Source organism: Luteibacter sp. (assembly GCF_051958795.1).
GTDB lineage: Bacteria > Pseudomonadota > Gammaproteobacteria > Xanthomonadales > Rhodanobacteraceae > Luteibacter.
On record NZ_JBQCFT010000115.1, the window covers coordinates 24,976 to 47,775 of the forward strand.

The 22,800-nt window shown below is 61.4% G+C and carries 26 protein-coding genes and 1 pseudogene; 18 read left to right on the forward strand and 9 right to left on the reverse strand.

Annotated elements, in window-relative coordinates; all coding sequences use genetic code 11:
* Position 1 precedes the first annotated feature (1 nt).
* A complete protein-coding gene (locus tag ACTHLF_RS06360) occupies positions 2–694 on the reverse strand; it encodes a Crp/Fnr family transcriptional regulator (RefSeq protein ID WP_440325839.1) in 693 nt (230 codons plus the stop codon).
* 162 nt (positions 695–856) lie between these two features.
* Between ACTHLF_RS06360 and ACTHLF_RS06365 the strand changes: the two genes are divergently transcribed.
* On the forward strand, positions 857–1,252 hold the full coding sequence (locus tag ACTHLF_RS06365; protein WP_440325841.1) for a hypothetical protein: 396 nt from the start codon (positions 857–859) through the stop codon (positions 1,250–1,252).
* Here ACTHLF_RS06365 and ACTHLF_RS06370 read toward each other — a convergent pair.
* A complete protein-coding gene (locus ACTHLF_RS06370) occupies positions 1,224–1,730 on the reverse strand; it encodes a universal stress protein (protein ID WP_440325843.1) in 507 nt (168 codons plus the stop codon). The genes ACTHLF_RS06365 and ACTHLF_RS06370 overlap by 29 nt on opposite strands.
* A gap of 294 nt (positions 1,731–2,024) precedes the next feature.
* Here ACTHLF_RS06370 and ACTHLF_RS06375 point away from each other — a divergent pair, with 294 nt between their 5' ends.
* Positions 2,025–2,735, forward strand: coding sequence for a universal stress protein (locus ACTHLF_RS06375; protein ID WP_440325845.1), 711 nt, complete (start codon positions 2,025–2,027; stop codon positions 2,733–2,735).
* A 71-nt stretch (positions 2,736–2,806) separates the two neighbouring features.
* On the opposite strand, the gene ACTHLF_RS06380 is transcribed toward ACTHLF_RS06375, so the two are convergent.
* Both ACTHLF_RS06380 and ACTHLF_RS06385 read right to left on the reverse strand, forming a co-directional pair.
* On the reverse strand, positions 2,807–3,469 hold the full coding sequence (locus tag ACTHLF_RS06380) for a BON domain-containing protein (protein WP_440325847.1): 663 nt from the start codon (positions 3,467–3,469) through the stop codon (positions 2,807–2,809).
* Positions 3,470–3,533: 64 nt separating this feature from the next.
* Positions 3,534–4,448: a universal stress protein gene (locus ACTHLF_RS06385; RefSeq protein WP_440325848.1), complete on the reverse strand. Its 915-nt coding sequence runs from the start codon at positions 4,446–4,448 to the stop codon at positions 3,534–3,536.
* Positions 4,449–4,547: 99 nt separating this feature from the next.
* Between ACTHLF_RS06385 and ACTHLF_RS06390 the strand changes: the two genes are divergently transcribed.
* Positions 4,548–5,483 carry a universal stress protein gene (locus ACTHLF_RS06390; RefSeq protein WP_440325850.1) on the forward strand — a complete coding sequence of 312 codons (936 nt, stop codon included), beginning with the start codon at positions 4,548–4,550 and terminating at the stop codon, positions 5,481–5,483.
* Between the two features lie 49 nt (positions 5,484–5,532).
* On the opposite strand, the gene ACTHLF_RS06395 is transcribed toward ACTHLF_RS06390, so the two are convergent.
* Positions 5,533–6,426: a hypothetical protein gene (locus ACTHLF_RS06395; RefSeq protein WP_440325851.1), complete on the reverse strand. Its 894-nt coding sequence runs from the start codon at positions 6,424–6,426 to the stop codon at positions 5,533–5,535.
* 171 nt (positions 6,427–6,597) lie between these two features.
* Here ACTHLF_RS06395 and ACTHLF_RS06400 point away from each other — a divergent pair, with 171 nt between their 5' ends.
* The 3 genes from ACTHLF_RS06400 to ACTHLF_RS06410 all read left to right on the forward strand — a co-directional run bounded on the left by ACTHLF_RS06400 (position 6,598) and on the right by ACTHLF_RS06410 (position 8,904).
* Entirely contained in the window at positions 6,598–7,356 is a 759-nt protein-coding gene (locus tag ACTHLF_RS06400; protein ID WP_440325853.1) for an SDR family NAD(P)-dependent oxidoreductase, read from the forward strand.
* 96 nt (positions 7,357–7,452) lie between these two features.
* Complete coding sequence (locus ACTHLF_RS06405; protein WP_440325855.1) at positions 7,453–8,349, forward strand: universal stress protein; 897 nt, start codon at positions 7,453–7,455, stop codon at positions 8,347–8,349.
* 135 nt (positions 8,350–8,484) lie between these two features.
* Entirely contained in the window at positions 8,485–8,904 is a 420-nt protein-coding gene (locus ACTHLF_RS06410; protein WP_440325857.1) for a universal stress protein, read from the forward strand.
* Between the two features lie 41 nt (positions 8,905–8,945).
* On the opposite strand, the gene ACTHLF_RS06415 is transcribed toward ACTHLF_RS06410, so the two are convergent.
* Both ACTHLF_RS06415 and ACTHLF_RS06420 read right to left on the reverse strand, forming a co-directional pair.
* Positions 8,946–9,383: a CBS domain-containing protein gene (locus ACTHLF_RS06415; RefSeq protein WP_440325859.1), complete on the reverse strand. Its 438-nt coding sequence runs from the start codon at positions 9,381–9,383 to the stop codon at positions 8,946–8,948.
* A 9-nt stretch (positions 9,384–9,392) separates the two neighbouring features.
* Positions 9,393–10,385, reverse strand: a complete 993-nt coding sequence (locus tag ACTHLF_RS06420; protein WP_440325861.1) for a bifunctional enoyl-CoA hydratase/phosphate acetyltransferase — start codon at positions 10,383–10,385, stop codon at positions 9,393–9,395.
* 178 nt (positions 10,386–10,563) lie between these two features.
* Here ACTHLF_RS06420 and ACTHLF_RS06425 point away from each other — a divergent pair, with 178 nt between their 5' ends.
* Positions 10,564–11,157 (forward strand): OmpA family protein, encoded by a 594-nt coding sequence (locus ACTHLF_RS06425; RefSeq protein ID WP_440325863.1) that lies wholly within the window; start codon positions 10,564–10,566, stop codon positions 11,155–11,157.
* Positions 11,158–11,210: 53 nt separating this feature from the next.
* Here ACTHLF_RS06425 and mgtA read toward each other — a convergent pair whose 3' ends face one another.
* A complete protein-coding gene (mgtA, locus tag ACTHLF_RS06430; protein WP_440325865.1) occupies positions 11,211–13,808 on the reverse strand; it encodes a magnesium-translocating P-type ATPase in 2,598 nt (865 codons plus the stop codon).
* A gap of 129 nt (positions 13,809–13,937) precedes the next feature.
* Between mgtA and ACTHLF_RS06435 the strand changes: the two genes are divergently transcribed.
* Complete coding sequence (locus tag ACTHLF_RS06435) at positions 13,938–14,372, forward strand: universal stress protein (RefSeq protein WP_440325867.1); 435 nt, start codon at positions 13,938–13,940, stop codon at positions 14,370–14,372.
* Here the strand turns inward: ACTHLF_RS06435 and ACTHLF_RS06440 are convergent.
* The gene (locus ACTHLF_RS06440) at positions 14,308–14,751 is read right to left on the reverse strand and encodes an ArsR/SmtB family transcription factor (RefSeq protein ID WP_440325869.1); all 444 of its coding nucleotides are present in this window, start codon (positions 14,749–14,751) and stop codon (positions 14,308–14,310) included. The two genes, ACTHLF_RS06435 and ACTHLF_RS06440, sit on opposite strands and share 65 nt — an antisense overlap.
* On the opposite strand from ACTHLF_RS06440, the gene arsH reads away from it, so the two are divergent.
* The 10 genes and pseudogenes from arsH to ACTHLF_RS06490 all read left to right on the forward strand — a co-directional run.
* Positions 14,750–15,487: an arsenical resistance protein ArsH gene (arsH, locus tag ACTHLF_RS06445; protein WP_440325871.1), complete on the forward strand. Its 738-nt coding sequence runs from the start codon at positions 14,750–14,752 to the stop codon at positions 15,485–15,487. The genes ACTHLF_RS06440 and arsH overlap by 2 nt on opposite strands.
* A gap of 4 nt (positions 15,488–15,491) precedes the next feature.
* Positions 15,492–15,890, forward strand: coding sequence for an arsenate reductase (glutaredoxin) (arsC, locus tag ACTHLF_RS06450; protein WP_440325873.1), 399 nt, complete (start codon positions 15,492–15,494; stop codon positions 15,888–15,890).
* Between the two features lie 973 nt (positions 15,891–16,863).
* The gene (locus ACTHLF_RS06455; protein ID WP_440325875.1) at positions 16,864–17,868 is read left to right on the forward strand and encodes an ABC-three component system protein; all 1,005 of its coding nucleotides are present in this window, start codon (positions 16,864–16,866) and stop codon (positions 17,866–17,868) included.
* Positions 17,865–18,365 carry an ABC-three component system middle component 2 gene (locus tag ACTHLF_RS06460; protein ID WP_440325877.1) on the forward strand — a complete coding sequence of 167 codons (501 nt, stop codon included), beginning with the start codon at positions 17,865–17,867 and terminating at the stop codon, positions 18,363–18,365. Before ACTHLF_RS06455 ends, ACTHLF_RS06460 begins: the two co-directional genes overlap by 4 nt.
* The gene (locus ACTHLF_RS06465; RefSeq protein WP_440325879.1) at positions 18,358–20,211 is read left to right on the forward strand and encodes a hypothetical protein; all 1,854 of its coding nucleotides are present in this window, start codon (positions 18,358–18,360) and stop codon (positions 20,209–20,211) included. The genes ACTHLF_RS06460 and ACTHLF_RS06465 overlap by 8 nt, the downstream gene beginning before the upstream one ends.
* Positions 20,212–20,501: 290 nt before the next feature.
* The gene (locus ACTHLF_RS06470) at positions 20,502–21,098 is read left to right on the forward strand and encodes a hypothetical protein (RefSeq protein WP_440325880.1); all 597 of its coding nucleotides are present in this window, start codon (positions 20,502–20,504) and stop codon (positions 21,096–21,098) included.
* Between the two features lie 275 nt (positions 21,099–21,373).
* Positions 21,374–21,727: a histone-like protein 2 gene (locus ACTHLF_RS06475; RefSeq protein WP_440325882.1), complete on the forward strand. Its 354-nt coding sequence runs from the start codon at positions 21,374–21,376 to the stop codon at positions 21,725–21,727.
* Entirely contained in the window at positions 21,724–22,137 is a 414-nt protein-coding gene (locus ACTHLF_RS06480) for a hypothetical protein (RefSeq protein WP_440325884.1), read from the forward strand. Before ACTHLF_RS06475 ends, ACTHLF_RS06480 begins: the two co-directional genes overlap by 4 nt.
* A gap of 179 nt (positions 22,138–22,316) precedes the next feature.
* Positions 22,317–22,445 (forward strand): hypothetical protein, encoded by a 129-nt coding sequence (locus tag ACTHLF_RS06485; protein WP_440325886.1) that lies wholly within the window; start codon positions 22,317–22,319, stop codon positions 22,443–22,445.
* Between the two features lie 97 nt (positions 22,446–22,542).
* Positions 22,543–22,800 (forward strand): annotated as a pseudogene (locus tag ACTHLF_RS06490) (bilirubin oxidase); the annotation flags it as partial.

A 22,800-nucleotide genomic window follows, 5' to 3' on the forward strand; every position in this document is an offset into this window, starting at 1 on the left:
CTCAGGAAACGGACATGCTCGCACACTGCGTCAACCCGCCCGGATCCAACACATCGACGTCGCGCCGGCAGACGCGTATGTAACGCCGCTCCACCAGGTGTGCCAATGAACGGCTTATGGTTTCATGCTTGAGACCGAGGAAGCTGGCCATATCCATGCGACTCATGCGCAATGCGAAGTGGGCCGTGACACAGCCGGCGGATCCACAGCGATGCCACATGTCGAGCAGGAAAGCGGCGACACGTGAATCGGCCGCCAGCGTGGCCAGGGCCATCATCCAGCTCGCGCCGTTACGGATCTCCCGGGCGAGCGCCGCGTTCAGATCCGCCTGCACGCCCGGCGTCTGCGCGGCTGCCCGCAACAAAGCCGCGTAGGAGATTTCCCAGCATGAGCTTGGCTCAAGGGCAACGGCATCGCAGGCGTAGCGCGCCAGATCGATGGATTCCACGCCCAGGCAATCCCCGCGCAACTTGAAGGCGGTGACCCTTTCGCGGCCATCCTCCGTCAGGTCGCAAACCTTGAACGAACCGGTCTCAACCACCATGACGGCGCGGAACGGCTGACCGTTGCGATACAGGTGTTCGCCCGGTGCGCAGACGCGACGGCGCATCTCTTCGTGCCGTATGCCTTCGACAAGCGGCAACCGCGCCGCCGGAACCTGCGTTTGCTGAAGGTTGATAGCTGATGCGTTCATGGCTGCTCCTCCGCCCAGGACTCGAGACTAGCCGCGCCCACCCGCCAGACGATGTCAGGACGGTATCGCTCTGTAACAGTAGGTAACGGGCGACTGCTTCTTGATCTGGCTCAATCGCGCCTGCCTTGGGAAGCACACGCTGCCGGTGCCCGGGAGCGCCTTATGTTTAGTCACGTCCTTGTTGCCACCGATCTGGAGAAAGCCATCGCCGAACGATTCGACTGGGTGGTGGACCTCGTCCGGGCCGAGGGCGCCCGGATGACCGTCCTGCTCACCGTGATCACGATGCAGATGGCACGTCCAAGGGCTACGCTCGGCGTGCTTGAACGCGGCGCCATCGTGGGCACGCGAATCCGCGAGCGGGCCCTGGGCGTCGACTGTGGTATCCGCTATGGCTTCGGACGTGACGGCGTTTCCCTCGCAATGGGTGTCGCGCACGACCTTGGTTGCGACAGGATCATCCTCGCGCTGCCGGCACACCGTGAGCGCGCACTCGATCGGAGCACGCTATGGCTCCCACCCGATGCGTTCAGCGAGCGCGTGGTTGAACCGGGATAACAAGGACCGATGCCTCCGCCCTCTCGACCACCTTGTGGGTAACGTTCCCACCGAACCAGCCGTGATCTTCGTCCGAACCCATGACGATCAGGTCGCATTCCGTATCGCGCGCTGCGTCCAGGATGGCGCGAACCGCATGGTCGTCATAGGACAACCGGGTTTCGAACCGCACGCCGGCCGCAAGCGCGGCAAGCCGTCCGCGGTTCAAACAGGCTTCCGCGCGAGCGAGTAGCCCATCCTCGGCGGCTACCTCCGCTGACCGGAATATCGCGCGCATAAGGCTGCCGCCATGCCACGCGTGCATTGAGTGGACGATGACCACAGGCACCGCGAGAGCATGTGCCAGGGCTACTCCGGCATCGATGACGGCGCCAGCTGCGGCTTGGCCATCCGTCGCGACCAGGATCCGGTGAAACGCAGGTTTTAGTTGCGGCGCGAAGCGCCCCGCCCTGGACGTATCAAAGGTGGGTTGGCTCATGGCAGGTGCTCCCGGTGTCAGTGGCAGTACACGATCGCGCCTGCCGGAACGAGGGCCTTGATCCTCATCAAATAGGCGGCGTGGTCGCCGTATCAGACTTCAATCCCCACAACCACGGAGACGACGATGTCGACGACCACTGTTTCGGCGATGGATGGGGCCGCGTCAGCGGCCCAGGCGGGCATGCCCGCCGTTGGCGACGTGCTGGTCATCAGTGCTCCCGGATGCAAGGCTGCGGCCCTTGTAGGAAGCCGCCTGGCGGCGCGCGGACGGGGCGGCGTCACGGGGTGCGCCATGCCACATGACTTCCTGCACGGCCGCACGAGGGGCCCCGAGCCGACGGTGATGGCGCTGCTTGCCACCCCTCCCGGACAGCAGCGGGAAGAGGACCTGAGCGAAGGGCACACGGGCGACGCGTTCTGCAAGGAGGCTCGCCGGATGGGCGTGGGTGACGCGCAGTGGGCAGTACTTGGGAGCGATTATCTCGGCGGATTCAAACGATTGTGCAGCTGGCACGATCTGGTCGTGGTCCAGCGGCCCGCGGATGAGGACGCGAATCCCATCGCGGGCTTCGATGCGCTCATGATGGGATCGGGATTGCCGGTACTCGTACTTCCCACGCCGTGCGCGCCTGGCGCGACGCACGAGTGCATCGCGCTTGCCTGGGATGGGAGCCCTCCCGCGACGCGAGCCCTGCGTGCCGCACTGCCTTTTGCAATAGCCGCACGGCAGGTCTGCCTCCTTGACGGCAGCCCGGCGCATCCGCACCAGCCGGCCTTCGATCCGGTCGCGTTCCTCGGACGGTACGGTGTGACCGTGGTCCATAAGCATGTTGCGACGGGCCCGCTGGATGGAACGCAACTGCTCTCCCGAGCCCACCGGATCCACGCTGACCTGCTGGTGATGGGAGCGTATGGCCACTCCCCCCTGCGCGAGCGCGTATTCGGCGGTACGACGAGAAGCGTGCTCGCGAGCGCCAGGATCGCCGTGCTGCTCCACCACTGAGCCATGGGGCGCGCAGCACGGTGGCGTCACTCGAATCGGACAACCGCGCGGTCGTTCACATGGCGACGCGGCTAGACGCTATGCCACTGGATGTTGAGGTTGTCATGCACCTTGCGCACGCCTGGAACAGCCCATGCCGCGCGCTCGATCGCCCGGCGCTCCTCGTAATCGCCGACATCGCCTTCGAGCGTGACATCCCCCGGTGACGCAACGTTGATGCGGATCCGCGAAGCCTCTCCCTCGACGTGCCGGCGAAGCGCTTCCTTGATCTTGTCGCGTACGCTTTCCGGCTTCAGCGTCTGGCGGAGCTCCACGTTGTTGATTACGCCATGGATGCCGGTCAGGCGCCTCACCGCCGCTTCAGCGGAGAAGCGCTGGAAATGCCAGTCCACCGTACCGGTCAACGTGACCCAGCCACGCGACACCTTCACGTGGATGGCATCGGAGGGAACGGATGCGCTCCAGGCAATGATCCTCGCGGCGCGGGTTGCGATCTCGTCGTCGTTCACCTTGGCATCCTGAGGCAACCGAACTTCCAGTTCCTGCGCAAGCGCCTTCACGCCCTTGATCCGCCAGACGGCCTTTTCCGCATCTACTTTCTGCGAGTAGCTTGGTACATGCCCGCTGAGGGTAGCCACGCCACCGGTAACCGATACCGCAATTCCGGTCGCGTCGATGCCGGGTTCAAAATCGAGTTCTTCGATGATGTCCTGGCGCAACTGCATGTCATTCATGGCGCTTCTCCTCTGGAAGGGAGACCATGTTCCAGCGGCCCGACGTCACACGTGTTGACCCAGGTCAAGTCACGGGCTGGTCCACGGGTTGCGGGCACACGAGCACCGGCGTCTCCGCGGTCATGGCGCAGATTTCCGTAAGGTCGTGGAACAGCGTATGGTGCGGCGCGCGGCCATGCCGGGGAAGGACGACAAGGTCACAGCTGTGCGTGCAGGCGCGCGCGGTAACGACCGTGTCTGGACGGCGATCGAACGTGTACTCGGTGGACACGGCCACGCCCGCTGCTTTGGCCTGGCGCCGTATGCCTTCGAGCAGGCGTTCTGCATCCGCGGTCAGATGCTTGAAATGGATATTTCCCTCAAGGTAGTCGGCAAGCAGGTTCACCGAGGGTAGCGGCGAGATAACACGCAAGGCATAAACGTGGCTGCCGAGCATCGTAGCGAGGTCCATGCACACGTCCACCGCGTAATGGGATGCATCCGAATCATCCACGAGCACGAGAATATGGTGAATCGCGAAATCGCCTTGCTGCGGACACACCAGGACCGGTATCCGGCTGAGCCGGAGGAGCTTCTCCGCCTGGCTTCCCAGGATCATCCGTTTCAGGCCACCCCGGCCATGGGTGCCTATGACGATAAGGTCACAGCCGTTCGCAGTCGCATAGGCGTCGATCGCGCGGGCCGGCGTCCCGTCGCTCACGCTTGTACATGCGCAATCGACACCGCGCGCATCCGCCATCGTGCGTAACGCGTCGAACTCAACCACTTGCTCCTTCCCTGCGGTACCTCCAGCCGGCGCATGGGGCGCGGTCGGGACACGGACGACTACGTGGAGTACCGATAGTTTCGCCCCAAGTCGCGCCGCCAGGTCGATGGCGATGCGGATCGCATTCGTCGATGCCTCGGAGGCGTCGATTGCAAGCAGGATATGGCTGAACATGGTGGCTCCCGGAATGGCGGACATCAGGCGCATGCCCATCGTGGCCGGTCTATCCAGGGGTGTTATTGATCGGCATCAAGCAGCGCCACGCGGATCCCCACTACAACGGTCATCCCAACGCCTCGTAAGGAGCAGGCCATGGCTGAGAACATGTTCAGGCAAGATCCGGCCGATGCGCTCGAGTGGCGCGAACCCGGCATGAAGCGGGAAGGTATCCGGGAGGCGTTCCGGACTCTTCGTGACATCACGGCTGTGGTAACGCACCTGCCGGGCGACGAACTCGCGGTTCAGGTGGCTGGTTGCCTGGCGCTCGAGGCCGGGGCCCGCCTTGATGTGCTGCAGGTCGTCCCCATGCCTGTCACCGCGGCAGAAGCGTGGGCACTGATTCCCGACCCTGCCCTCGCAGAGCGGCACGAGCGGTTACGCGCGGAGGCTGCGGAGCGCGCCCATGCGCTTACCCGCAAGATCGCTGAACGGAAGGTACAGGGCGCCGTTCGCACGCTCGAAGCACATTATGTGGCACCTCCCGCACTGGCTGCGGATGCTGCCCGCCATGCCGACCTCGTCGTGATGGGGCGCGCCACCGGGTCCTCGCAACACATGCACACATCGCACGCATATTTCGCAGCGCTACTGCTGGCCACTGGCCGCCCCCTGCTCGTCGTACCCGAAGGTACGGCCGCGCGTTTGCCACCGCGCTACGTCACCGTGGCATGGACGGATACAGCGGAAGCCACTCGCGCACTTCATGATGCGATGCCGTTGCTCGAAGAGGCCGAAACCGTTGATATCGTCATCGTCGATGCCGCGGCCGGAGACCACGACCCGGTGCTCACCTCGGCGGACAGCATCATGGCCCACTTGAGGGCGCACGGAGTCCACACCCACCTGATCACGTGCTCGTCGCGTGGATCGAGCGTGGGCCATGCGTTATTGCGGCAAGCCACGCGGCGGCATGCCCACCTGCTCGTTGCCGGCGGGTATGGTCACGGTCGTTTGCGTGAAAGGGCTCTGGGCGGGACGACACGCGAGCTGTTCATGGAAAGCAGCATTCCCGTGCTTTTCTCCCACTGATGCGAAGGCTCCGTTGCCAGCTACCAGCATTGCCGCGAGCACCATCTCCTTAGTGCGAGAAGAACGTGGGAACGCTTGTCTCGAAAAAGAGCTCGCGCGTGGTACCCCCCACCGCCCACTCGCGCCACCTGGCATGGCCGTACCCGCCAGCCACGAGCAAGCCCGCCTTCACTGTGCGGCAGTAATCCAGGAGCTGACGGCTGGTGGCGCGTCCCTGTCCGCGGATACGGTCCACCGTCACGGCTACGCCATGCGCCTGCAAGAGCGCGGCCGCGCCATCGCCGGCGTTGGCTGCACTTTCGAGCGGGGAAGCAGGTGCGTCGATCGTGACGAGGTGTACGGCGCTGGCGTGTAGCAACAGGGGCATGGCCTCATGCATCGCACGGGTTGCCTCGGGTGTATCCGTCCACGCTACCACGGCCCGTTGGATAGGCATCACCAGATCCGAGCCCTCAGGCACCACGATCACGGGCCGGCCGGAGGCCAGTAGCAAGCCAGCGAAGATCGTATGTGTGTACGCCGCATCCGTGACGGAATCCGAGGGACGAGCCATGACGGACAGGTCCGTCCGGCGCGCCGCCATCGCCGCCAGGCTAGCAGGCTCTTCGAACGATGACTCAAGCGTCGTGATGTCGCCAGGTACGGCACGCGTGGCCAGCCGTTGGCGGATATCGTCCGCCTGCCGGCGCGCATCCCGGCGAATCCGGTCGTGCCGCTCGGCGATGACCGGATCCATGGAGAGTGCCCAGGCATTCGCGGTATCCACGGGCATGGGCAACAACTGGCTGACGGTAACCCTCGCATGGGCAGCGCTCGCGATTGCCGCGGCGCCCGCGAGCGCCACCCCATCACAAGGCAACTGCGCGGCGAGGCAGCCGACCTCGCGCCATGCAGCCAACGGCTGCGCGGCATGCATGGTGGTCGTACGTGGTGCGGTGGACATCGCGCGATCCTCAACTTGGCAGGTTGCACCATCTTCACTCTGGGCGTGGCTCGGCCGTTTGATGTGAATCAACTGCTCGGTAGCCTGCATCTCGGCAAGGGCTTGATTCAGGTCAAGGCTGGGTGTGGGCGATAGCGCCATCCTTGGCTCATCCAGAACAGGAGACTGTCCATGAATCGATTGCGCGGCAAGGTTGCACTGATCACCGGTGGCGCCATGGGCATCGGCGCCGCCTGCGCCCGGCGCATGGCCGAGGAAGGAGCTGACGTCGTCGTCGCGGATATATGTCGGCCACAGCCAGTCGATGCGCTACCGGATGGCGGCCGCATCGACTTCATCCATACGGATGTCGGCAGCGAGGCGGAGGTAGCCGGGGCCATACAGCACGCGCATGCCATGTACGGCCGGCTCGATGTCCTTGTGAATAACGCGGGCATCGCAGGGCCGGACAAACCCACGCATGAGCTGACCGAGGATGAATGGGACCGTGTGCAGCGGATCAACGTGAAGGGCGTGTTCTTCGGAGTGAAACACGTCGTGGGACTGATGCGCGCAGGAGGCGGTGGGAGCATCATCAACCTTTCGTCGATCTACGGGCTGGTGGGTGCTGCCGATGTGCCGCCGTACCATGCCTCGAAGGGCGCGGTACGCCTCATGACCAAGACCGATGCGTTGCTGTACGCGAAAGACAGGATCCGGGTGAACTCCATCCATCCGGGCTTCATACGGACACCGATGGTCGAGGGGTTCGTGGAGGGTAAGGCGGCCGATGAGGAGGCGACCTTCAAGGCGATCGCTGCGCTGCACCCGTTGGGCAGGCTTGGAACGCCCGACGAGGTAGCTTGGTGCGTGGTATTCCTGGCTTCCGACGAAGCCTCGTTCATTACGGGAGCCGAATTCACCGTAGATGGGGGATATACCGCCCGTTAGGGCGGCATCGACGCGGCGCCCGGAACGATCGTGCAGACGGCGCATGCCCGGGTGCCAAGTCGCCGCTGGGCATCTGGCGGCACTAAGGAGTAGTCCATGCAAAGTGCTTCCATCTCACTCTCGTCGTGGGCCGGCAACGGCACTTTCCCGTTCGGCTCGACGCTCGCCGTGCTCAGCGGGTTCCCCTCCGATTCCTCCGTACTCGAGGCGGCCGCCGCCATCGTCCACGCGGGCTTACCCTGGCGCGCGATCCTCCCGGTGTCGCTCCCAGCGCGGGCTAAGTGTCGCTGGGGTGAATCTCCGGAGCACGCGCTTGCTGTCGATCACGCGGTACGCAGGGAGGATGCTGCCGTGTATCTAGCCATGATGCACCGGACGCTCGCCCGGATGGGCGTGAATCAGCCCTGTGAGGTGGGAGAGGCCCTTGAGCGGGAACTGGCCCCTATGTTGCTGGCCATGGCGCGCCGCGCGAATCTGCTGGTGATGGCCACGCCAGACGAACGGAAGGCGGACATGCCGGCAGGCGCACACTGGTTCGCCAGGTTGCTCATGCAGAGTGGCCGTCCGGTGCTGGTGCTGCCACCGGGCGCGAGGTTGCACGCTGCGCCCTCGCGCGCGCTCGTCTGTTATCGCGCGACGCCACAAGCGACGCGCGCGCTTCAGGAGGCCATTCATACGTTGCCAACGGTATGCAGCGTGCACCTCGTCTCGGTGTTGGGGTCTTCGGGGTCCAGGGCCGATGCGTCGAATGCGGCGAGCCTGGCGGCGGCGGCGGCACACGTGCAGCGACATGGCAGGCACGCTACTTTCGAGATCGTCGATTCGCAGGGCGGCCCGCCTGAAGACGCCATGCTGCAAAAGGCGCGCGAAGTCACGTCCGATGTCATCGTGATGGGGGCCTACGGCCATGCGCGTTACGCTGAACTCGTATTCGGAGGCACGACGCAAGCACTGTTGCGGCGATCAGGAACCGCGCTTTTCATGGCCCATTGACCGAAGGCTACAAGCAGGCGACGCAGCAGTGCTTCTGTGTACGTCCCGCGGCTTGATATTCATCAAGCCGCTGCATGTTTGGAACATGTACTGGTGGTACCACGTGCGCGCGTTGCCGCGCGAAGGAGTGGGGCGATGAGAATCCTTATTGCAGTTGACGGAAGTGCCATCAGCACCCGGGCCGTACGGTTTATCCTGCAACAATGGCCGGACGGGCCCGATGCTCCTGAGATCACCCTCATCAATGTCGACATGCCGCTGAGCGCCCACGTTGAGGGTTACCTGGACGCCATGGCCGTGGCGAAGTTCCACATGGCCAATGTCGCTCGCGCGATGCGGTCCGCAAGGCGGTTGCTGCGCGGGCACCGGAACCACCAGGAAATCACGGTGGTTGGCGATCCGGGCGAAGAGATCGTGCGCGCCGCATTAAAGCACCGGGCGCAGTTGATCGCCATGGGCTCGCGTGGCCACGGCGCGTTGGGAAGCCTGGTCCTCGGCTCCGTCGTGCTGAAGGTCCTCGCACACTCACGCATTCCGGTGCTGGTGGTGCGTTGAGTGTCGCAACGGGGTCAATGCGAGACGATCACCGTTCAACCTCAAGCGTATGGGCGGTCACTCAGCGCGTCCGGTGCGAGAGCGCGCGCCAGGCGAGCCAGGAGTTCCGCCACCGCAGCCGTGACGTCCGTTGCGGACACGATGCCGACCAATCGGCGATGGCCATCCACCAGCGGGAGGTGTGCGACGGAACCGTTTTCCAACGCCCGCACGATGTCGGCCAGCGAGGCATCCGCTCGGCAGACGACGGCCGGCTGCGACATCACCTCGATTGCGCAGAGAGACTGCTCCGGCGCATCGAGACATAGCGTGTGGGTTACCAGGTCATGCTCGCAGATGACGCCCAGGGGCACCTTGCGAGCGTCCACGATGGTGATGCACGAGACCTGGTGGACAAGCATCATTTGAGCGATGTCGCGTACCAGCGTACGGGGAGGCGCCGTGATCACGTGGGTTCGTCCGATATCGATAGCGCGCATGGGAGTGCCTCACGCTGAAAGGGAATGCGGAAGGGTTGGCACGGCCTCCGTCGTCAAAAGTACGGCAAGCGCAGCCGATGCGACGCGTGCCGCTGCGCCGTCTGAGCGACTCGTTACTGCGATAGGAACCGCGCCGCCCAGCACGATGCCCGCTGCGATGCCGTCAGCAAGCAAGACCAGCTCCTTCGCGAGCAGGTTGCCTGCCTCGAGATCCGGCGCGATCAAGACGTTGGCCCGACCGGCCACAGCCGGCGGCAGGTGTTTCGCGTGTGCGGCCGACGGGCTGATTGCGGCGTCCAGCGCTAGCGGGCCATCCACCGTCGCACCGATGATCTGTCCACGCCCTGCCATCTTCGCCAGCGCGGCAGCCTCCACTGTCGCGGGCATCGCGGCATGTACGGTTTCAACCGCGGCCAAAATCGCGACCCTCGGATGCTGGATGCCGATGGCCATGGCCAGGTCGATCGCGTTCTGGCAGATGGCACGCTTCTCCTCGAGACCTGGCCTGACATTCAGGGCGCCGTCGCTGACGATCAGTGGATGGGCGTAGCCGGGGGCATCGATCGCAAAGGCGTGGGACATCCGCTTGCCGATACGCATGTGGGCCCGCGGGCTCAGGAAGACGCGCATCATCTCCGCCGTATGCATATCGCCCTTCATCAACGCGCGAACTTCCCCGGCCTTCGCCGCCGCACCCGCGTCCATGGCGGCGGCAACGGCCGTCGATGATGGGTGGATCGTGATGCCATCAAGCGAGCGGTCGAGCTCGGAGGCCACGTCGCGAATGCGGTCCGCGGGCCCGAAAAGTACGGGGTCGATGAGGCCAAGGGCCGCTGCTTCAAGTGCGCCGTGAAGCGAGAGGGTGTCGCAGGGATACACGATCCCCATGGGAATTGCAGGTCGGGCATAGCAACTGGCCAGGAGCCGCTGGAACCGGTGGTGGGCATGGGGCTCATTCACTGCATGCTCGCTCTCTATGACCACGACGCGCCTCTCCCGCAACCAGGTAGGCCAAGGCTATGGCGTGCGGCGCGGCGCAACTTGATGCAAGTCAAGGCGATCGTCCCGGGCCAGCTCATGCTCGGGTTGCCAGGTCACCAAAAGTGGCACGCATCGCGGCGGGTTGGTCACGGCAGGATCGTTGGGCATCGGCCCATTCACAGTCTGAGGAGATTTCATCATGCTTACTCATCATCGTCTCCGTGTCGCTTCGTCCTGCTTCCTGCTGGCAGCTCTTGCTGGCTGCAATGGATACGTCAAAAAAGCTGACTTCGACGCAAGGGTCGCCGAGTTGCGCGCTGCCGACCAAAAGCAACAGCAGGAGATCGACAGCCTTTCTGAGCAGATGCGACAGCGCTTCGCAGACTACGACGCGAAGATCGCGCTGATGAAGGGACGCATCCGCGTCGACGCCATGGCGCACTTCGCCTTCAACGATGCCACGCTGCGGGAGGAAGACAAACCGCTCCTTGACGATTTCACCAAGGTCGTTTCCGGTAACTTTCCCAATGCCGTGGTGACCGTGGAAGGCTTTGCGGACGCAGCCGGAAGCCGGGCCCACAACCTCCGGCTCGGGCGTGCACGTGCAAACGTGGTGCGCGACTACCTCGTATCCACGGGGCTATCTGCGGGCAGCGTCAAGGCCGTCAGCTATGGCAAGGCCAGGGACCGCCAGGTCCTGGAGGACAAGTGGGGAGACGGAGCAGAAGCTAACCGGCGCGTGACGCTAGTGATCGACTATGCCGGAACGCCTGCAGCGCCGGGTGGCGGGTGAGCTGCCAGACGCCCATGCACCAACGGCCGCGCTGGGGCTTATAGGGATCTCCCTCATGACAGTGGCGGTACTTCGGTTCCGGGCACACGCGGATTGATCTCCGCAGCCCCGGGCACCTCTGTCGAAAGGCGCTGATACACAGGGCGCTTGATTACCTCGATGAAGGCGACATACAGGAGCGAGATAGAGAGGATGGCCGCAACCAACGGCAAAGGAAGGGGCACGAAATTCATGAGTCGGGCGCCTGGCGAGTATGGAAGCGCGAGGGCAATGCCGCTGACAAGGCATACACCCCACGCCAGGAAGCGGCCAGGTCGGCTCCGGTAGAAGGGACGATACGTACGGAGGACAGGCAGGACCCATAGCTCGGTGAGAAGGGATTCGACGAACCATCCCGTGCGGAAGACGTCATGGTTATTCCCCGACATGTGGAGGAGTGCCGCGAATGTCAGCAAGTCGAAGATGGTGCTACTCAAGCCGAATGTAAACATGGAGCGGCGTATCAAGCCGATATCCCAACGGTGCGGTGTGCGCTCCCACTGCCGATCGACGCGATCACCTGCTATGCCCATGCTTGGCACGTCGCCAAGGAAATTGTTAAGAAGAACCTGTTTCGCCAGCAGGGGCAAGAACGGCAGATAGATCGCCGCCAGAGCCATGCTGATCATGTTGCCGAAGTTGCTACTGGTCGCGATGAAGATGTATTTGATGGTGTTTACGAACGTATGCCTTCCTTCGTCGATGCCACGGCGCAGCACATCGAGGTCGTGCCGGAGTAGCACGAAGTCCGCGGCCTCCTTGGCCACGTCGGCGGCGGTATCGACGGAGATTCCCACATCGGCGGCGTGCAAGGCTGGTGCATCATTGATACCGTCCCCGAGGTAGCCCGTCACGTGGCCCGTTCTGCGAAGGGCCTGGATAATGCGCTCCTTCTGGTTCGGTTCGATTTCGGCGAACACGCTGGTCGCATTGGCGCGCTGCCATAGCGCCTCGTCGCCCATCTGCCGCAAGTCCTCGCCCGTCAGAAGCGCGTCCACCTGCATGCCGATAGCCCCGGCGACATGGGAGGCCACGAAACGGTTATCTCCCGTGATCATTTTCACCGACACACCCAGGTGGCCAAGTTCGTGAAGCGTGGTCGCAGCCTGTGGTTCCGGTGGATCGAAGAAAAGAAGGAATCCTGCGAAGGTCATATTGCACTCATCGCTGACATCGTAGTGATCCTGGACAGGTACAGGTCTCTCCGCGATGGCGAGCACCCGGAAGCCCGCCTTGCTCCACTCGACAAACCGTCGCATCAAGCCGGCCTGGACCAACGGGTCCAGTGCGACACATTCGTTCCCGGTATCAAGGCGCGAGCAGATGGCGAGGACGTCGGCGACCGCACCCTTCGTGACCAGCCGGACCTCCGAACCTGACGGATCCGCAAAGGCCACACTTAGACGCCGGCGCTGGAAATCGTAGGGAATTTCATCGACCTTCACAGCCGCGATACAGGTTGCGTTCGGCGAGGCCCCGCTAGCCAGGATGGCGTCGTCGAGCGGATTTCGCATGCCGGATTGGAGCTGAGCATTGATCATGGCGAGTCGAAGCACATTGCCGGAGTGTTCACCTTCGGGATTCACGCAGCTGTCCAATCCAACCACGCCGCGCGTCAGCGTGCCCGTCTTGTCCGTGCATAACACGTCCATGCAGCCGAGGTTCTCGATGGCATTGAGTCGCTTCACGATCACTCCCTCCCGCGCCATGGCCCTCGCGCCGTGCGACAAGGTAATGGTCAGGATGGCGGGTAGCAGCTCGGGGGAGAGCCCGACGGCGAGGGCCGCGGCGAACAGAAGCGTATCGATCGTCGGCCGATGCAGGAGGATGTTTCCCGCGAGCACGACGACGACCACGCTCAGCATCATGCGTATGAGGAAGCCGCCAAATCGGCGCAGGCCCCGCTCGAACTCAGATTCGGGTGAGCGCAGTCGCAGCCTGCCAGCGATGCTTCCAAACGCCGTCGTGGAACCGGTATCGACGACGACGGCGCGTGCCCAGCCGCTACGCACCGACGTCCCCATGAATACGCAATTGGCGCGCTCCGCGAGGCCACTATTCCCAGCGGCGAGACCCTCGGCCTTCTGAACCGGCAAGCTTTCACCGGTGAGTATCGCCTGATCGACGTAACAGTCGCGCGACGCGATGAGCAGTGCATCGGCGGCGACCAGCGTACCCGCAGTGAGCTCCAGAACGTCGCCTGGAACCACCTCTTCCGAGGGAACCGAAAGCACCTTTCCGTCGCGCAGCACATCGGCGTTGACACCGACGCGACGGCGTAGCGCCTCCATCGCCAGCGACGCCCGATATTCCTGGATGAAACTGAGGGCTGCAGTGAGGATCACTATACCGAGCACGATGACGGCATCCGCCCATTCGCGTGCAACTGATGAGATTGCGGCCGCAGCGATCAGGATGAGTACAAGTGGACTGCTGAAACGGCTCGCGAGAAGTCGTACGAACGGGTGGCCGCGACGGGGTGCGAGCGTATTCCGCCCATGCTCTGCGAGGCGCGCAGCCGCCACGGTGCTGGCAAGGCCTTCTGACCCGGCTTCCAGCAGGCCGAGCACTTCGGTACCAGGTCGTGCCCAGTATCGTTCGATTCGCTGCATTGGATGGACCTCACAGCCGCCGAACGTCTGTTCTAGGAGCCCGGGATTCCCCATGTCTTGACTTGCATCAACGTGTCTTCATCGCGCCGCATCCATCATTGGCTCCAGCGCTGCCGGTTGGAGCCAGACATGTATAAGCACATCCTCCTTCTCGTTCCGAACCGGGAGCCGGTGACGCCTGTCGTTGCACGGTGCCTACGCTTCGCGGCAACCATGGGCGCACGCGTGACTGCCATGTTCGTCACGCTGACGCCGCCTGCGGCAGATCCGGTCGATGCTGACGACGAGGCTGAAGGCCGTGTTTATCATCTCGATGCCTGCGTCGGCGCCGCGCGCCGTGAGGCGCAGCGCAGCGGAGTATCCATCCAGTGTCTGCAGGTAGCTGGAAGTGCCGCCGAGGACGTCATCGTACGTCGCGCGGAAATGCTCGGTTGCGATCTGATCGTCGCAGCTCGAGGGAGCGATCGCCACGACCCGGCGTGGAAGTCGATGCGCCAGCTTATCGATGTCTCGCGGTTGCCCGTGCTTGCGATCGGCGACTGGCCGCACAGCAGTTGGCCGTAAGAAAGCTCATCAAGCTGTCCACTGTCTCGAGGGCCGCGCTGTAGTAGACGAAGCGCCCGTCCCGCCGGCTCGTGACCAGGCCCGCATGGAGCAGTTCTTTCAGGTGAAACGACAGTGTTGCGCTCGGGACGCCGAGGGCCTCGCCAACTGCGCCGGCCGGAAGCCCGTCTGGAGCATGCTCAACCAACAATCGATAGATGGCCAGCCGACTCTCCTGGGCCAGGGCGCCGAAGGCCTTCAGGGCATCCGGGGTCGTCATCGGGGGCGGGGCAATCGCGGGCATGGGGACAGGATAGACGGCAGGGGTGGTCTGGATGCTACTCTCTCGACACGAATTCGAGATTTCCAGAATTATAGAACTATAGACCTGAAAAGCCATGACCCAGGATCTTCCCCACCTGACCCACAGCCTCGCTGCCCCGCAGAAGGACCGCCTGGTGCATGCCGAAGACCGGGGCCACCCGCCTCGGATCCTCCTGCTCTACGGTTCCCTGCGGCCACAATCCTTCAGCCGCAAGCTGGCCCTGGAGGCCGAACACATTCTTCGACACCTCGGCGCAGAGACCCGGGTATTCGACCCTGCGGACTTGCCCATGCTCGACAGCGTTCCGCCGGACCACCCGAAGGTTCAGGAGCTGCGTGCCCTCTCGCGGTGGTCGGAGGGTCAGGTATGGATCAGCCCCGAGCGGCACGGAACGATCACGGGCGTGTTCAAGAACCAGATTGACTGGCTGCCGCTGGAAGAGGGGAGCGTCCGGCCAACACAGGGTCGCACCCTGGCCGTGCTGCAGGTCTGCGGTGGGTCTCAGAGTTTCAACGTGGTCAACACGCTAAGGGTGCTGGGCCGGTGGATGAGGATGGTGGCCATCCCCAACCAGTCCTCAGTGCCCAAGGCCTGGCAGGAGTTCGATGCGGCGGGCCGGATGAGGCCGTCTCCATTTTATGATCGGGTAGTGGACGTCATGGAGGAGCTGATCAAGTTCACCTACCTCGTTCGCGCACGCTCCGACTACCTGACGGACCGCTACAGCGAACGGAAAGGCGCCGCGGAAGCCGCGGCCCTTGCCGAGGCGGCCGCGGTCGTTGAGCACCCTGTCCGTTCCGAGCAGGCCTGACGAGATGGAAGCAACGATCTACCACAACCCCGGCTGCGGGACGTCGCGAAATACCCTTGCCCTCCTCCGCCACCTGGGCATCGAGCCACGAGTGATCGAGTACCTCGCCACGCCGCCCGACCGGGCTACGCTGGTCGGGCTGATCACTTCCGCCGGCCTGAGCGTGCGGCAAGCTGCTCGCGAGAAAGGCACGCCGTTCTCTGAACTCGGCCTGGGCGATCCCGCGGTTACCGACGACCAGATCCTGGACGCCATGCTGGCCCATCCCATCCTGATCAACCGGCCGTTTGTGGTGACCTCTTACGGCACGCGGCTGTGCCGGCCTTCCGAGGTAGTGCTGGAGATAACACCACCGCTTATGTCTCCTTTCGTCAAAGAAGATGGGGAAATGGTCAGCCCGTGATCTCTTTGGGTTCACGGGTTGCGTCTAGCCGTACCGAGGACGGTGAGGCTGTCCGGTGGGGGAAACGGTTCGTTTAAGCGTACGCGGTTAGGTATTGAAACCTTGCGCGACACTTGGGCAGAATCGCAATTCCTGTGCTCTGGCCAGGATTGGCCAAATTATGCGAGACGAGATCGGCCAAACTTTGAGAGATCGCGCAGCATTCGTGTGCGTTCAAGCATAGTTTGGGTCCACTGACCCAACCATAGCTTGGCCGGACGGTGGCGTGATCGTCGGCATGCCCGCTCCGATCCTCACCACCGGCTGATGCGGGTCGGACCACTTCAAACGAGATTGCGGCGGGAACAGCAGGTGGAAGCACGAACGCTCTCTTAGAGCAAGCCTGACGTTATACCCGCGGCGTCGAAAATCCGCCCCCCCCCTACACACGCGCCGCGGCCTCGCGAAACGATCGTCAAGGAGACGGCCCTCGAGCAATCAGGGATCGAGGGACTGCCTCCGTTCGCTCGACTTAGGTGTTCCGGCAGCTGCGTTACCGCTGACCCGAGGTGTGATCCTTCGCCTTTACGGACTGAGCACCCATTCGCCAGGGGCACTGCACGCCTGCGGGCCCGATGAAATCGAACGTCTGCTCGGCGCGCCAGGGGTCAAACTCTACGATGCCGCAACGCTCGCCATTGTAGTTCGGGAGAACGCGATCGATTGATGGCTTCACAGAAGATGTGGTGACGCGGTCTATCTGGAGGGCACCGTATCTTATTGACCGAGCCGCTCGTGAAATATGCGCGGCACAACCTCTACATACCGCCCCGGCTCGGCCGACCACTCTAGAAAGAAAACGAGAGAAGGAGCGACGGGCCGCCGCAGGCTCATGCCGGTGTAACGGCTGGTCTCTCATTCGAAGTAAAAATTGATAAGATTCGTCCATTGGGCGAAGGAGCGCCGCGTTCGGCGCCATGGGGGAGTCATGGGGATGGACTATCGCCGGCATATTTTAGCGTTGACGGCCGACCAGCTTGAAAGCTTTGTTCGTGATTGGGTTTGCTTCCACGCGGCTGCCTACTTCAAGGTAGAAAAGTTTAGTGGCGCAGGCGACCGCGGAAGGGATGTGGTCGGCTTTGTAACAAAGGCTCTGCATGAGGGTGACTGGGATAATTACCAGTGCAAGCAGTTTTCTTCGACGCTTCCGAAAGATAAGGCCTTCCACGAAATAGGGAAGGTCCTTTACTACGCAAGCCAAGGCGAATTCACCGCACCTCGCGAATTTAAATTCGTGGCGCCAAAAGGCGTTAATCGTCGGCTTGAAGAGCTGCTCTTCAAGCCGACGGAATTCAAGCAAGCCTTACTCCATGGGTGGGTGGAGTACTGCCAAAGCACCATCGTTTCTGGAAAGAGCATACCCCTGACGCCTGAGCTCCGCGAGTTCATACTCGGCTACGACTTTTCCAGCATCAGCAGGATAAACTTGGACGAGCTTCTGGCAAGTTCAGCAGCCGGCCCGACCCTGTATAAATGGTTCGGAGCAGATCCCGGACCAGCCCCCGTTGGAACGGCACCTGGAAAGGTTAGCCTGGCGGAACTTCCATACATAGGCCAGCTGATCGCTGCGTACGTCGAGCGCGGAGGCACACCGATTGCAGATGCGAACGCGGCCTTATGCCACCCCATTTACGGGCAACATCTCACACGCCAACGCGAGCGATTCTACGACGCTGACGCTTTCATGCGCTTCTACCGTGACAATACCGATCCGGAAACCGTCGCTACCTTTGAAAGCGACGTATATCACGGCGTGATCGATGTTTGCGAGGGACGTCATGACGACGCGCTAGCACGTTCCGACGCTGTAATGATCCAAGCCGCAAGCGTATCGGCAAGCGGCGTCCTTGGAAAGCACGCGCGCGTTGCATCGAAGCAAGGGATTTGCCATCACTTTGCTAACGAGGCAGCGCCAAGGCTCACATGGAGCAAGCCATGACAGATCTACGTCCGAAGCTTTTCAACTCGACGATAGAGACCGGCGTTAGATCGGTTCTGCTGCTCAACGCTGCATTTCCTAATACATATGACGTCACTGCGATCACTTGGTTCGACCACCTTATCGTGCACACTGGCGACATCGGTGGGCCAACGAGCCTCCATCCGGATGTTCCCCAGCGAAGCGGTGAGCTGCTCGTTCGCAGGCGACTGGTAGAGGAAGGCCTTTCGATGATGCGCCGCCTTCATCTCGTTGATTTCGTCCCGAACGGGAGCGCAGGCCTGCTTTACAGGGCGAGCGAAGAGGCAGGCGGCATCGTTGAGCTGCTCAGCACCCCCTATGCAATTGCGCTCAAAGAACGAGCATCCTGGATGGCTAATCACGTCCTAACCCGAACTCGAGACGATGTCGAGAAGCTCGTCGCGTCTCGCGTCGGCCGATGGAATATCGAATTTAGAAGTAACGGGTCTAACAACATGGAGAGCGGCAATGACTAAAGGAATCATCGTAGATAGGCTCTCCTTCACCGGCCCTGGAAAGCTGGCCAAGTCGTTGAAATTCGGCGGCAAACTAACGCTTATCTGGGGTGCTTCTAACACTGGCAAGTCGTTCAGCGTAGAAGCCATTGACTTTATGCTTGGAGCGAAAGACGCCCCGGAGCCGATAGCGGAAAGCGCTGGCTACGACAGTTGCTGGCTCGAACTCACCCTGCCAGAACTAGGTGAAGTTACGTTATCGCGTAGCCTGAGCGGTGGTCCGTTCGCACTCTACTCTGGGCACGGGATTGACCGGGGTTTGAGTGCACCCGAACGCATCTTGGCCGCTAAGCACGATGCGTTCGCGGAAGGCAATCTCTCAGCCCTTTTGCTGAGTGAAATCGGCCTCCGGGGAAAACTGATCGCGACCAACTCCTATGGTCAAAAGCGTCCACTGAGCTTCCGCGACCTAGCCAGAGCTTACCTCGGCAGCGAGACAGGTATTCTTAGCTCGTCTTCGCCCATTGAAGGCGGGCAGAAGACACAGGCCACGGCCGAACGTAGCGTCTTTCGCCTACTGTTAACAGGCGTGGACGACTCGTCCATCATCTCGGTCGATGATCCCAAGAAATTCAATGCCGGGAAATCTGTTCGGCTCGAACTTGTTGATGAGATGCTGTCCGAGCTTGCCGCAGAGATCGGGTCCGATCCCACGGATGCTCTAGAGCTCAATGCGCAGCTGGCTCTAGTCGAGACATCCATCAACGAGGTCAACAAAGACAGTGGCGTACTCCAAACGTCAATCCGAGAGCTTCTTCAAGAAAAGCAAACACTTTCCCGGTCGATTCCAAGTACCGCGTCGCGCTTAGACGAGGTCATGGTGCACTTGGATCGCTTCTCTCAGCTACAAGATATCTATCGTTCTGATATCGCTAGACTTGAGTCGCTCGAAGAAGCAGGCTTTCTGCTCAGTCTGACCTCTGCTCGCGACTGCCCACTCTGTGGCGCGGCCCCTAGCTCTCAGCACCATGCTTCTGACCATCAGGAGATTACCCTGGTACAAAGCGCTGCTGTGATAGAGATTGATAAGATTCGGACGCAAGCCAAGGAACTGTCGGGTGTAACGGCAGCACTCCTGCAGGAGAAGATCACTCTATCTAAGCAATTCCCGATCCTCCAACAGCGCTTGGAAAAACTAGAGGAAGAAATCGCACTCCTTCTTCCGCAGGCATCAAGCCATCAGGCGGACATGGCAGGTTTTATTCTCGTACGCGATCAGATCAAACGGAGTCTAGGGTTACTGGCGCGGCGCGAGGATCTCCTTGAGCGGCGCGCTAGGTATGAGGAGGCAACCGGCGGGAAGAAAGCCGACCGCCCTGTCTTGGCGATGGCGACGTCAGTTGCTCACGAATTTTCGCTGGTCGTAAGTGACGTACTTGAGAAATGGGGCTTCCCCGGCATGCGCCATGTCTCCTTTGACGATCGCAAGTTCGATCTTAGTATCGACGGGAAACGAAGGTCTGCGAACGGCAAAGGTGTCCGAGCCGTTACGCACGCCGCATTTAAGGTCGCGCTACTCTTGTACTGCAAGGAACGCAACCTGCCTCATCCTGGCTTCGTTATTCTCGACACGCCTCTCCTTACGTATCGCGATCCATTAAAGAAGTCTAAACATGGTGAGCTCACTGCCGACGAAGTCGAACTAGCGAAGACGTCGCTAAAGGATCGATTCTTTGAACATTTAGGCACACTTCGAGATGATGCGCAGATCATCGTATTTGAGAACGTAGATCCGCCTGCCGCCTTGCCTAGACAGACTCGTGTCGAAAGGTTCTCAGCGAATGATGGTCGGCGCGGCTTATTCTGATATCGAGTGCGATAGGTCCATGTCGTCAACGGCACGTACGTCGCTCTGTCGACCCACCTGTCCCGCGCCAGTCACATTGGCGACCGTTCGATTCTTGCCAAGGAGTTTGGAGTAAGCGAGCAGGCAATGTACATCCGCTCGCAGACACTTAATTGTTGGAAGTTTTTTACCTCTGAGTCTCGGCCCTAACGCCAATTCCTCCATGACCTCACTTGGTCATCGGTTGCGACGACAGGACATCCAACCCGCTTAACAGCTTCCGGGCTCTTCCTGAGGCTACTGGAGTGACGATGGCAACGAAGCCTGAGTTGTTCATAGTTGAGTCGCTCGATCTTGATGACGAAGAAAATGGGCGGCAAGAAGGCCAGATCATTGCAGGGATGCTTCGCCTCTCCGGAAAGGTAGACACCCAGTACTACTACATTCGAACAGAGCGCGAACTGGATGAGATCATCAAGCTCTTCGTGGCTAGCAAGTATCGATACCTTCACATCTCCTGCCACGCGAATCGTGCGGGAATGGCCACAACATTTGACTCCATCTCGTACAGGTCATTGAGCGAGAAATTAACCGGCATATTGCGCGGCAGGCGTATCTTCGTCTCGGCGTGCCAAATGGCCAACAATGAACTGGCGTCGGGGCTACTTAAAGATACTGGGTGTTATTCGCTCGTCGGGCCACACGATGAGATCGCGTTCGACGATTCAGCGGCATTTTGGGTGGCGTTCTACCATCTTATGTTCAAGATTGACGATCACAAGATGAAACATCGTGACGTCGAGGCGTGCGTCGATAAGCTGTCAACGTTGTTCGAGGTGCCGATAAACTATTTTCGAGCCACCGACACACCTAGAGGCTTCAAGAAGCGAACGCTGCAGATAGCTTGATTAGATTGAGATACAACCTATCGCTTAGAGCGACGCTCCCACATTCGACGTTTGCTTCTGTCGACGAACACGAGTACTTCGAGTACGAATCATGATTTTTCCGTCTAAACGCCCCGCTTGAAGAATCGCAATTACTCTAGGGGATTTTTGCGTCCGGACGAGTCCTTTAGTCGTGCTCGCTCGCTTCAGCGTTTTGCTAGGCTCAATGCCATAGCCTGCATGCGACCGTCGGTCGGCCGCAAGCCGCGCATAGGCACCTTTACTAGGGGGAGATAATGGCAGTTGTTAAGCGCACCATAGGTGAACGTGCTACCAAAAAGGCAACGGAGAAAAACACTCGTGTAGCCAAGAAGTCACCAGCAGCAAAGAAGGCGGCTCTAACGAACAAGGAGGCTCTAGCCAAGACACCTGGTGCAGTGAAGAAAGCATCTTCGGCCAAGAAGTCGGCCGTAGCCAAAAAGCGACCGGCGGTAGAGAAGAAGGAGGGCAAAGCCTCCACCAAAGCCGCCGCGCCGAGAAAGGCAGCCGCCAAGAAGGCCGGTAAAAAATCGGCCGCAAAGAGCGGCGCGCGGAAACTCAAGTCTGCAAGTGGCTCGGGAAATGGCGGCGGCCCTAGGAGGATGTCATGAGTTTGCTCCTCAGCGAAGCTTGGGACCGGAGCAACTATGCAACAGGTAAGGCAAGCGACATCGCTCGCCAGCTCGCGTTGGCGGGCGTTGCAGTTATCTGGCTTTTTAAGACGACAGACGCTTCAAAGCCCATCGCGGAGAACATGGTTTTTCCGCTTTGGCTATTTCTCGTGTCGCTTCTGCTCGACTTGCTGCAATACATCGTCGCAGGCATAACCTGGGCCGCCTTCAGCCGACTGCGCGAGCGACAGCACAGGTCTTCCGCAGGAACGACCAAGATCAAGGACTCGCATAGTTGCATCAATGTCCCAGCGTGGACGCTTTGGACTGCGAAGATGCTGGCCATGACCTATGGCTATTGGGAGTTGCTATTGAGCCTCAAGCCCATCATAGGTTCCGCGTGGTCCTGACGTGCCATTCAGTGATTGCGATCCTTGCGTGTCGTTTCGACTTGCTCCTTAGCCTGATGTGAAGGTTGCCCCCGGATCCGGGGGCGCCGCCCAACGGTCACATCTCCGCGACCGGGGAGGGAACACACAGTTTCAACCGCGACGATGAGCCCGCCGAGCCCACTCCGCCTTAGTCGCGATTGGGCGGACCCTCCACACGACGCATAACCGTGCGCGACTTCTGGCATCACCGATCGATACTCGCAGGTGATTCGTCCCATGGGTCTGTCCCACGTCACAGCGTCATTCTCGCCCGTGTCAGTCCGTAACAGCGCATTCGTGTTCATCATCTGAACGCAGTGAAACATCTTTGTCATTCACCCGACCTACGTTGGATTGCTCGACAGGCAACCAACGATAATTCCCATGGACAATTCCCGACGCCGTTTTCTGGGCGTCGCCGGTGGGTTTGCCGGCGCATGCGTCTTCATCGATACCTTGCGGGTAGCCCAGGCAATGGATATGCCAATGGCCATGCCAATGAAGCGACGCATGGCCATGCCAGGCCTGGCCGCGCCGAACGTGCCGCTGGTGAACCCGGTAACCGTGGCTAAATTCGTCGATGTCCTGCCCGTGCCACCGATCGCCCAGCCCACCGGCAAGCGTACCCACGCCGCATTCGGT

Bases quoted from the DNA above. Each gene is read 5' to 3' on its own strand.
- ACTHLF_RS06470 (WP_440325880.1), top strand. From the start codon at position 20,502: ATGGCAACGAAGCCTGAGTTGTTCATAGTTGAGTCGCTCGATCTTGAT.
- ACTHLF_RS06460 (WP_440325877.1), top strand. From the start codon at position 17,865: ATGACAGATCTACGTCCGAAGCTTTTCAACTCGACGATAGAGACCGGC.
- arsH (WP_440325871.1), top strand. From the start codon at position 14,750: ATGACCCAGGATCTTCCCCACCTGACCCACAGCCTCGCTGCCCCGCAG.
- mgtA (WP_440325865.1), bottom strand. From the start codon at position 13,808: ATGCAGCGAATCGAACGATACTGGGCACGACCTGGTACCGAAGTGCTC.
- ACTHLF_RS06365 (WP_440325841.1), top strand. From the start codon at position 857: ATGTTTAGTCACGTCCTTGTTGCCACCGATCTGGAGAAAGCCATCGCC.
- ACTHLF_RS06435 (WP_440325867.1), top strand. From the start codon at position 13,938: ATGTATAAGCACATCCTCCTTCTCGTTCCGAACCGGGAGCCGGTGACG.
- ACTHLF_RS06395 (WP_440325851.1), bottom strand. From the start codon at position 6,426: ATGTCCACCGCACCACGTACGACCACCATGCATGCCGCGCAGCCGTTG.
- ACTHLF_RS06415 (WP_440325859.1), bottom strand. From the start codon at position 9,383: ATGCGCGCTATCGATATCGGACGAACCCACGTGATCACGGCGCCTCCC.
- ACTHLF_RS06455 (WP_440325875.1), top strand. From the start codon at position 16,864: ATGGACTATCGCCGGCATATTTTAGCGTTGACGGCCGACCAGCTTGAA.
- ACTHLF_RS06425 (WP_440325863.1), top strand. From the start codon at position 10,564: ATGCTTACTCATCATCGTCTCCGTGTCGCTTCGTCCTGCTTCCTGCTG.
- ACTHLF_RS06375 (WP_440325845.1), top strand. From the start codon at position 2,025: ATGCCACATGACTTCCTGCACGGCCGCACGAGGGGCCCCGAGCCGACG.
- ACTHLF_RS06370 (WP_440325843.1), bottom strand. From the start codon at position 1,730: ATGAGCCAACCCACCTTTGATACGTCCAGGGCGGGGCGCTTCGCGCCG.
- ACTHLF_RS06390 (WP_440325850.1), top strand. From the start codon at position 4,548: ATGGCTGAGAACATGTTCAGGCAAGATCCGGCCGATGCGCTCGAGTGG.
- ACTHLF_RS06380 (WP_440325847.1), bottom strand. From the start codon at position 3,469: ATGAATGACATGCAGTTGCGCCAGGACATCATCGAAGAACTCGATTTT.
- ACTHLF_RS06360 (WP_440325839.1), bottom strand. From the start codon at position 694: ATGAACGCATCAGCTATCAACCTTCAGCAAACGCAGGTTCCGGCGGCG.
- ACTHLF_RS06410 (WP_440325857.1), top strand. From the start codon at position 8,485: ATGAGAATCCTTATTGCAGTTGACGGAAGTGCCATCAGCACCCGGGCC.
- ACTHLF_RS06405 (WP_440325855.1), top strand. From the start codon at position 7,453: ATGCAAAGTGCTTCCATCTCACTCTCGTCGTGGGCCGGCAACGGCACT.
- ACTHLF_RS06385 (WP_440325848.1), bottom strand. From the start codon at position 4,448: ATGGGCATGCGCCTGATGTCCGCCATTCCGGGAGCCACCATGTTCAGC.
- ACTHLF_RS06480 (WP_440325884.1), top strand. From the start codon at position 21,724: ATGAGTTTGCTCCTCAGCGAAGCTTGGGACCGGAGCAACTATGCAACA.
- ACTHLF_RS06400 (WP_440325853.1), top strand. From the start codon at position 6,598: ATGAATCGATTGCGCGGCAAGGTTGCACTGATCACCGGTGGCGCCATG.
- ACTHLF_RS06475 (WP_440325882.1), top strand. From the start codon at position 21,374: ATGGCAGTTGTTAAGCGCACCATAGGTGAACGTGCTACCAAAAAGGCA.
- arsC (WP_440325873.1), top strand. From the start codon at position 15,492: ATGGAAGCAACGATCTACCACAACCCCGGCTGCGGGACGTCGCGAAAT.
- ACTHLF_RS06440 (WP_440325869.1), bottom strand. From the start codon at position 14,751: ATGGCTTTTCAGGTCTATAGTTCTATAATTCTGGAAATCTCGAATTCG.
- ACTHLF_RS06465 (WP_440325879.1), top strand. From the start codon at position 18,358: ATGACTAAAGGAATCATCGTAGATAGGCTCTCCTTCACCGGCCCTGGA.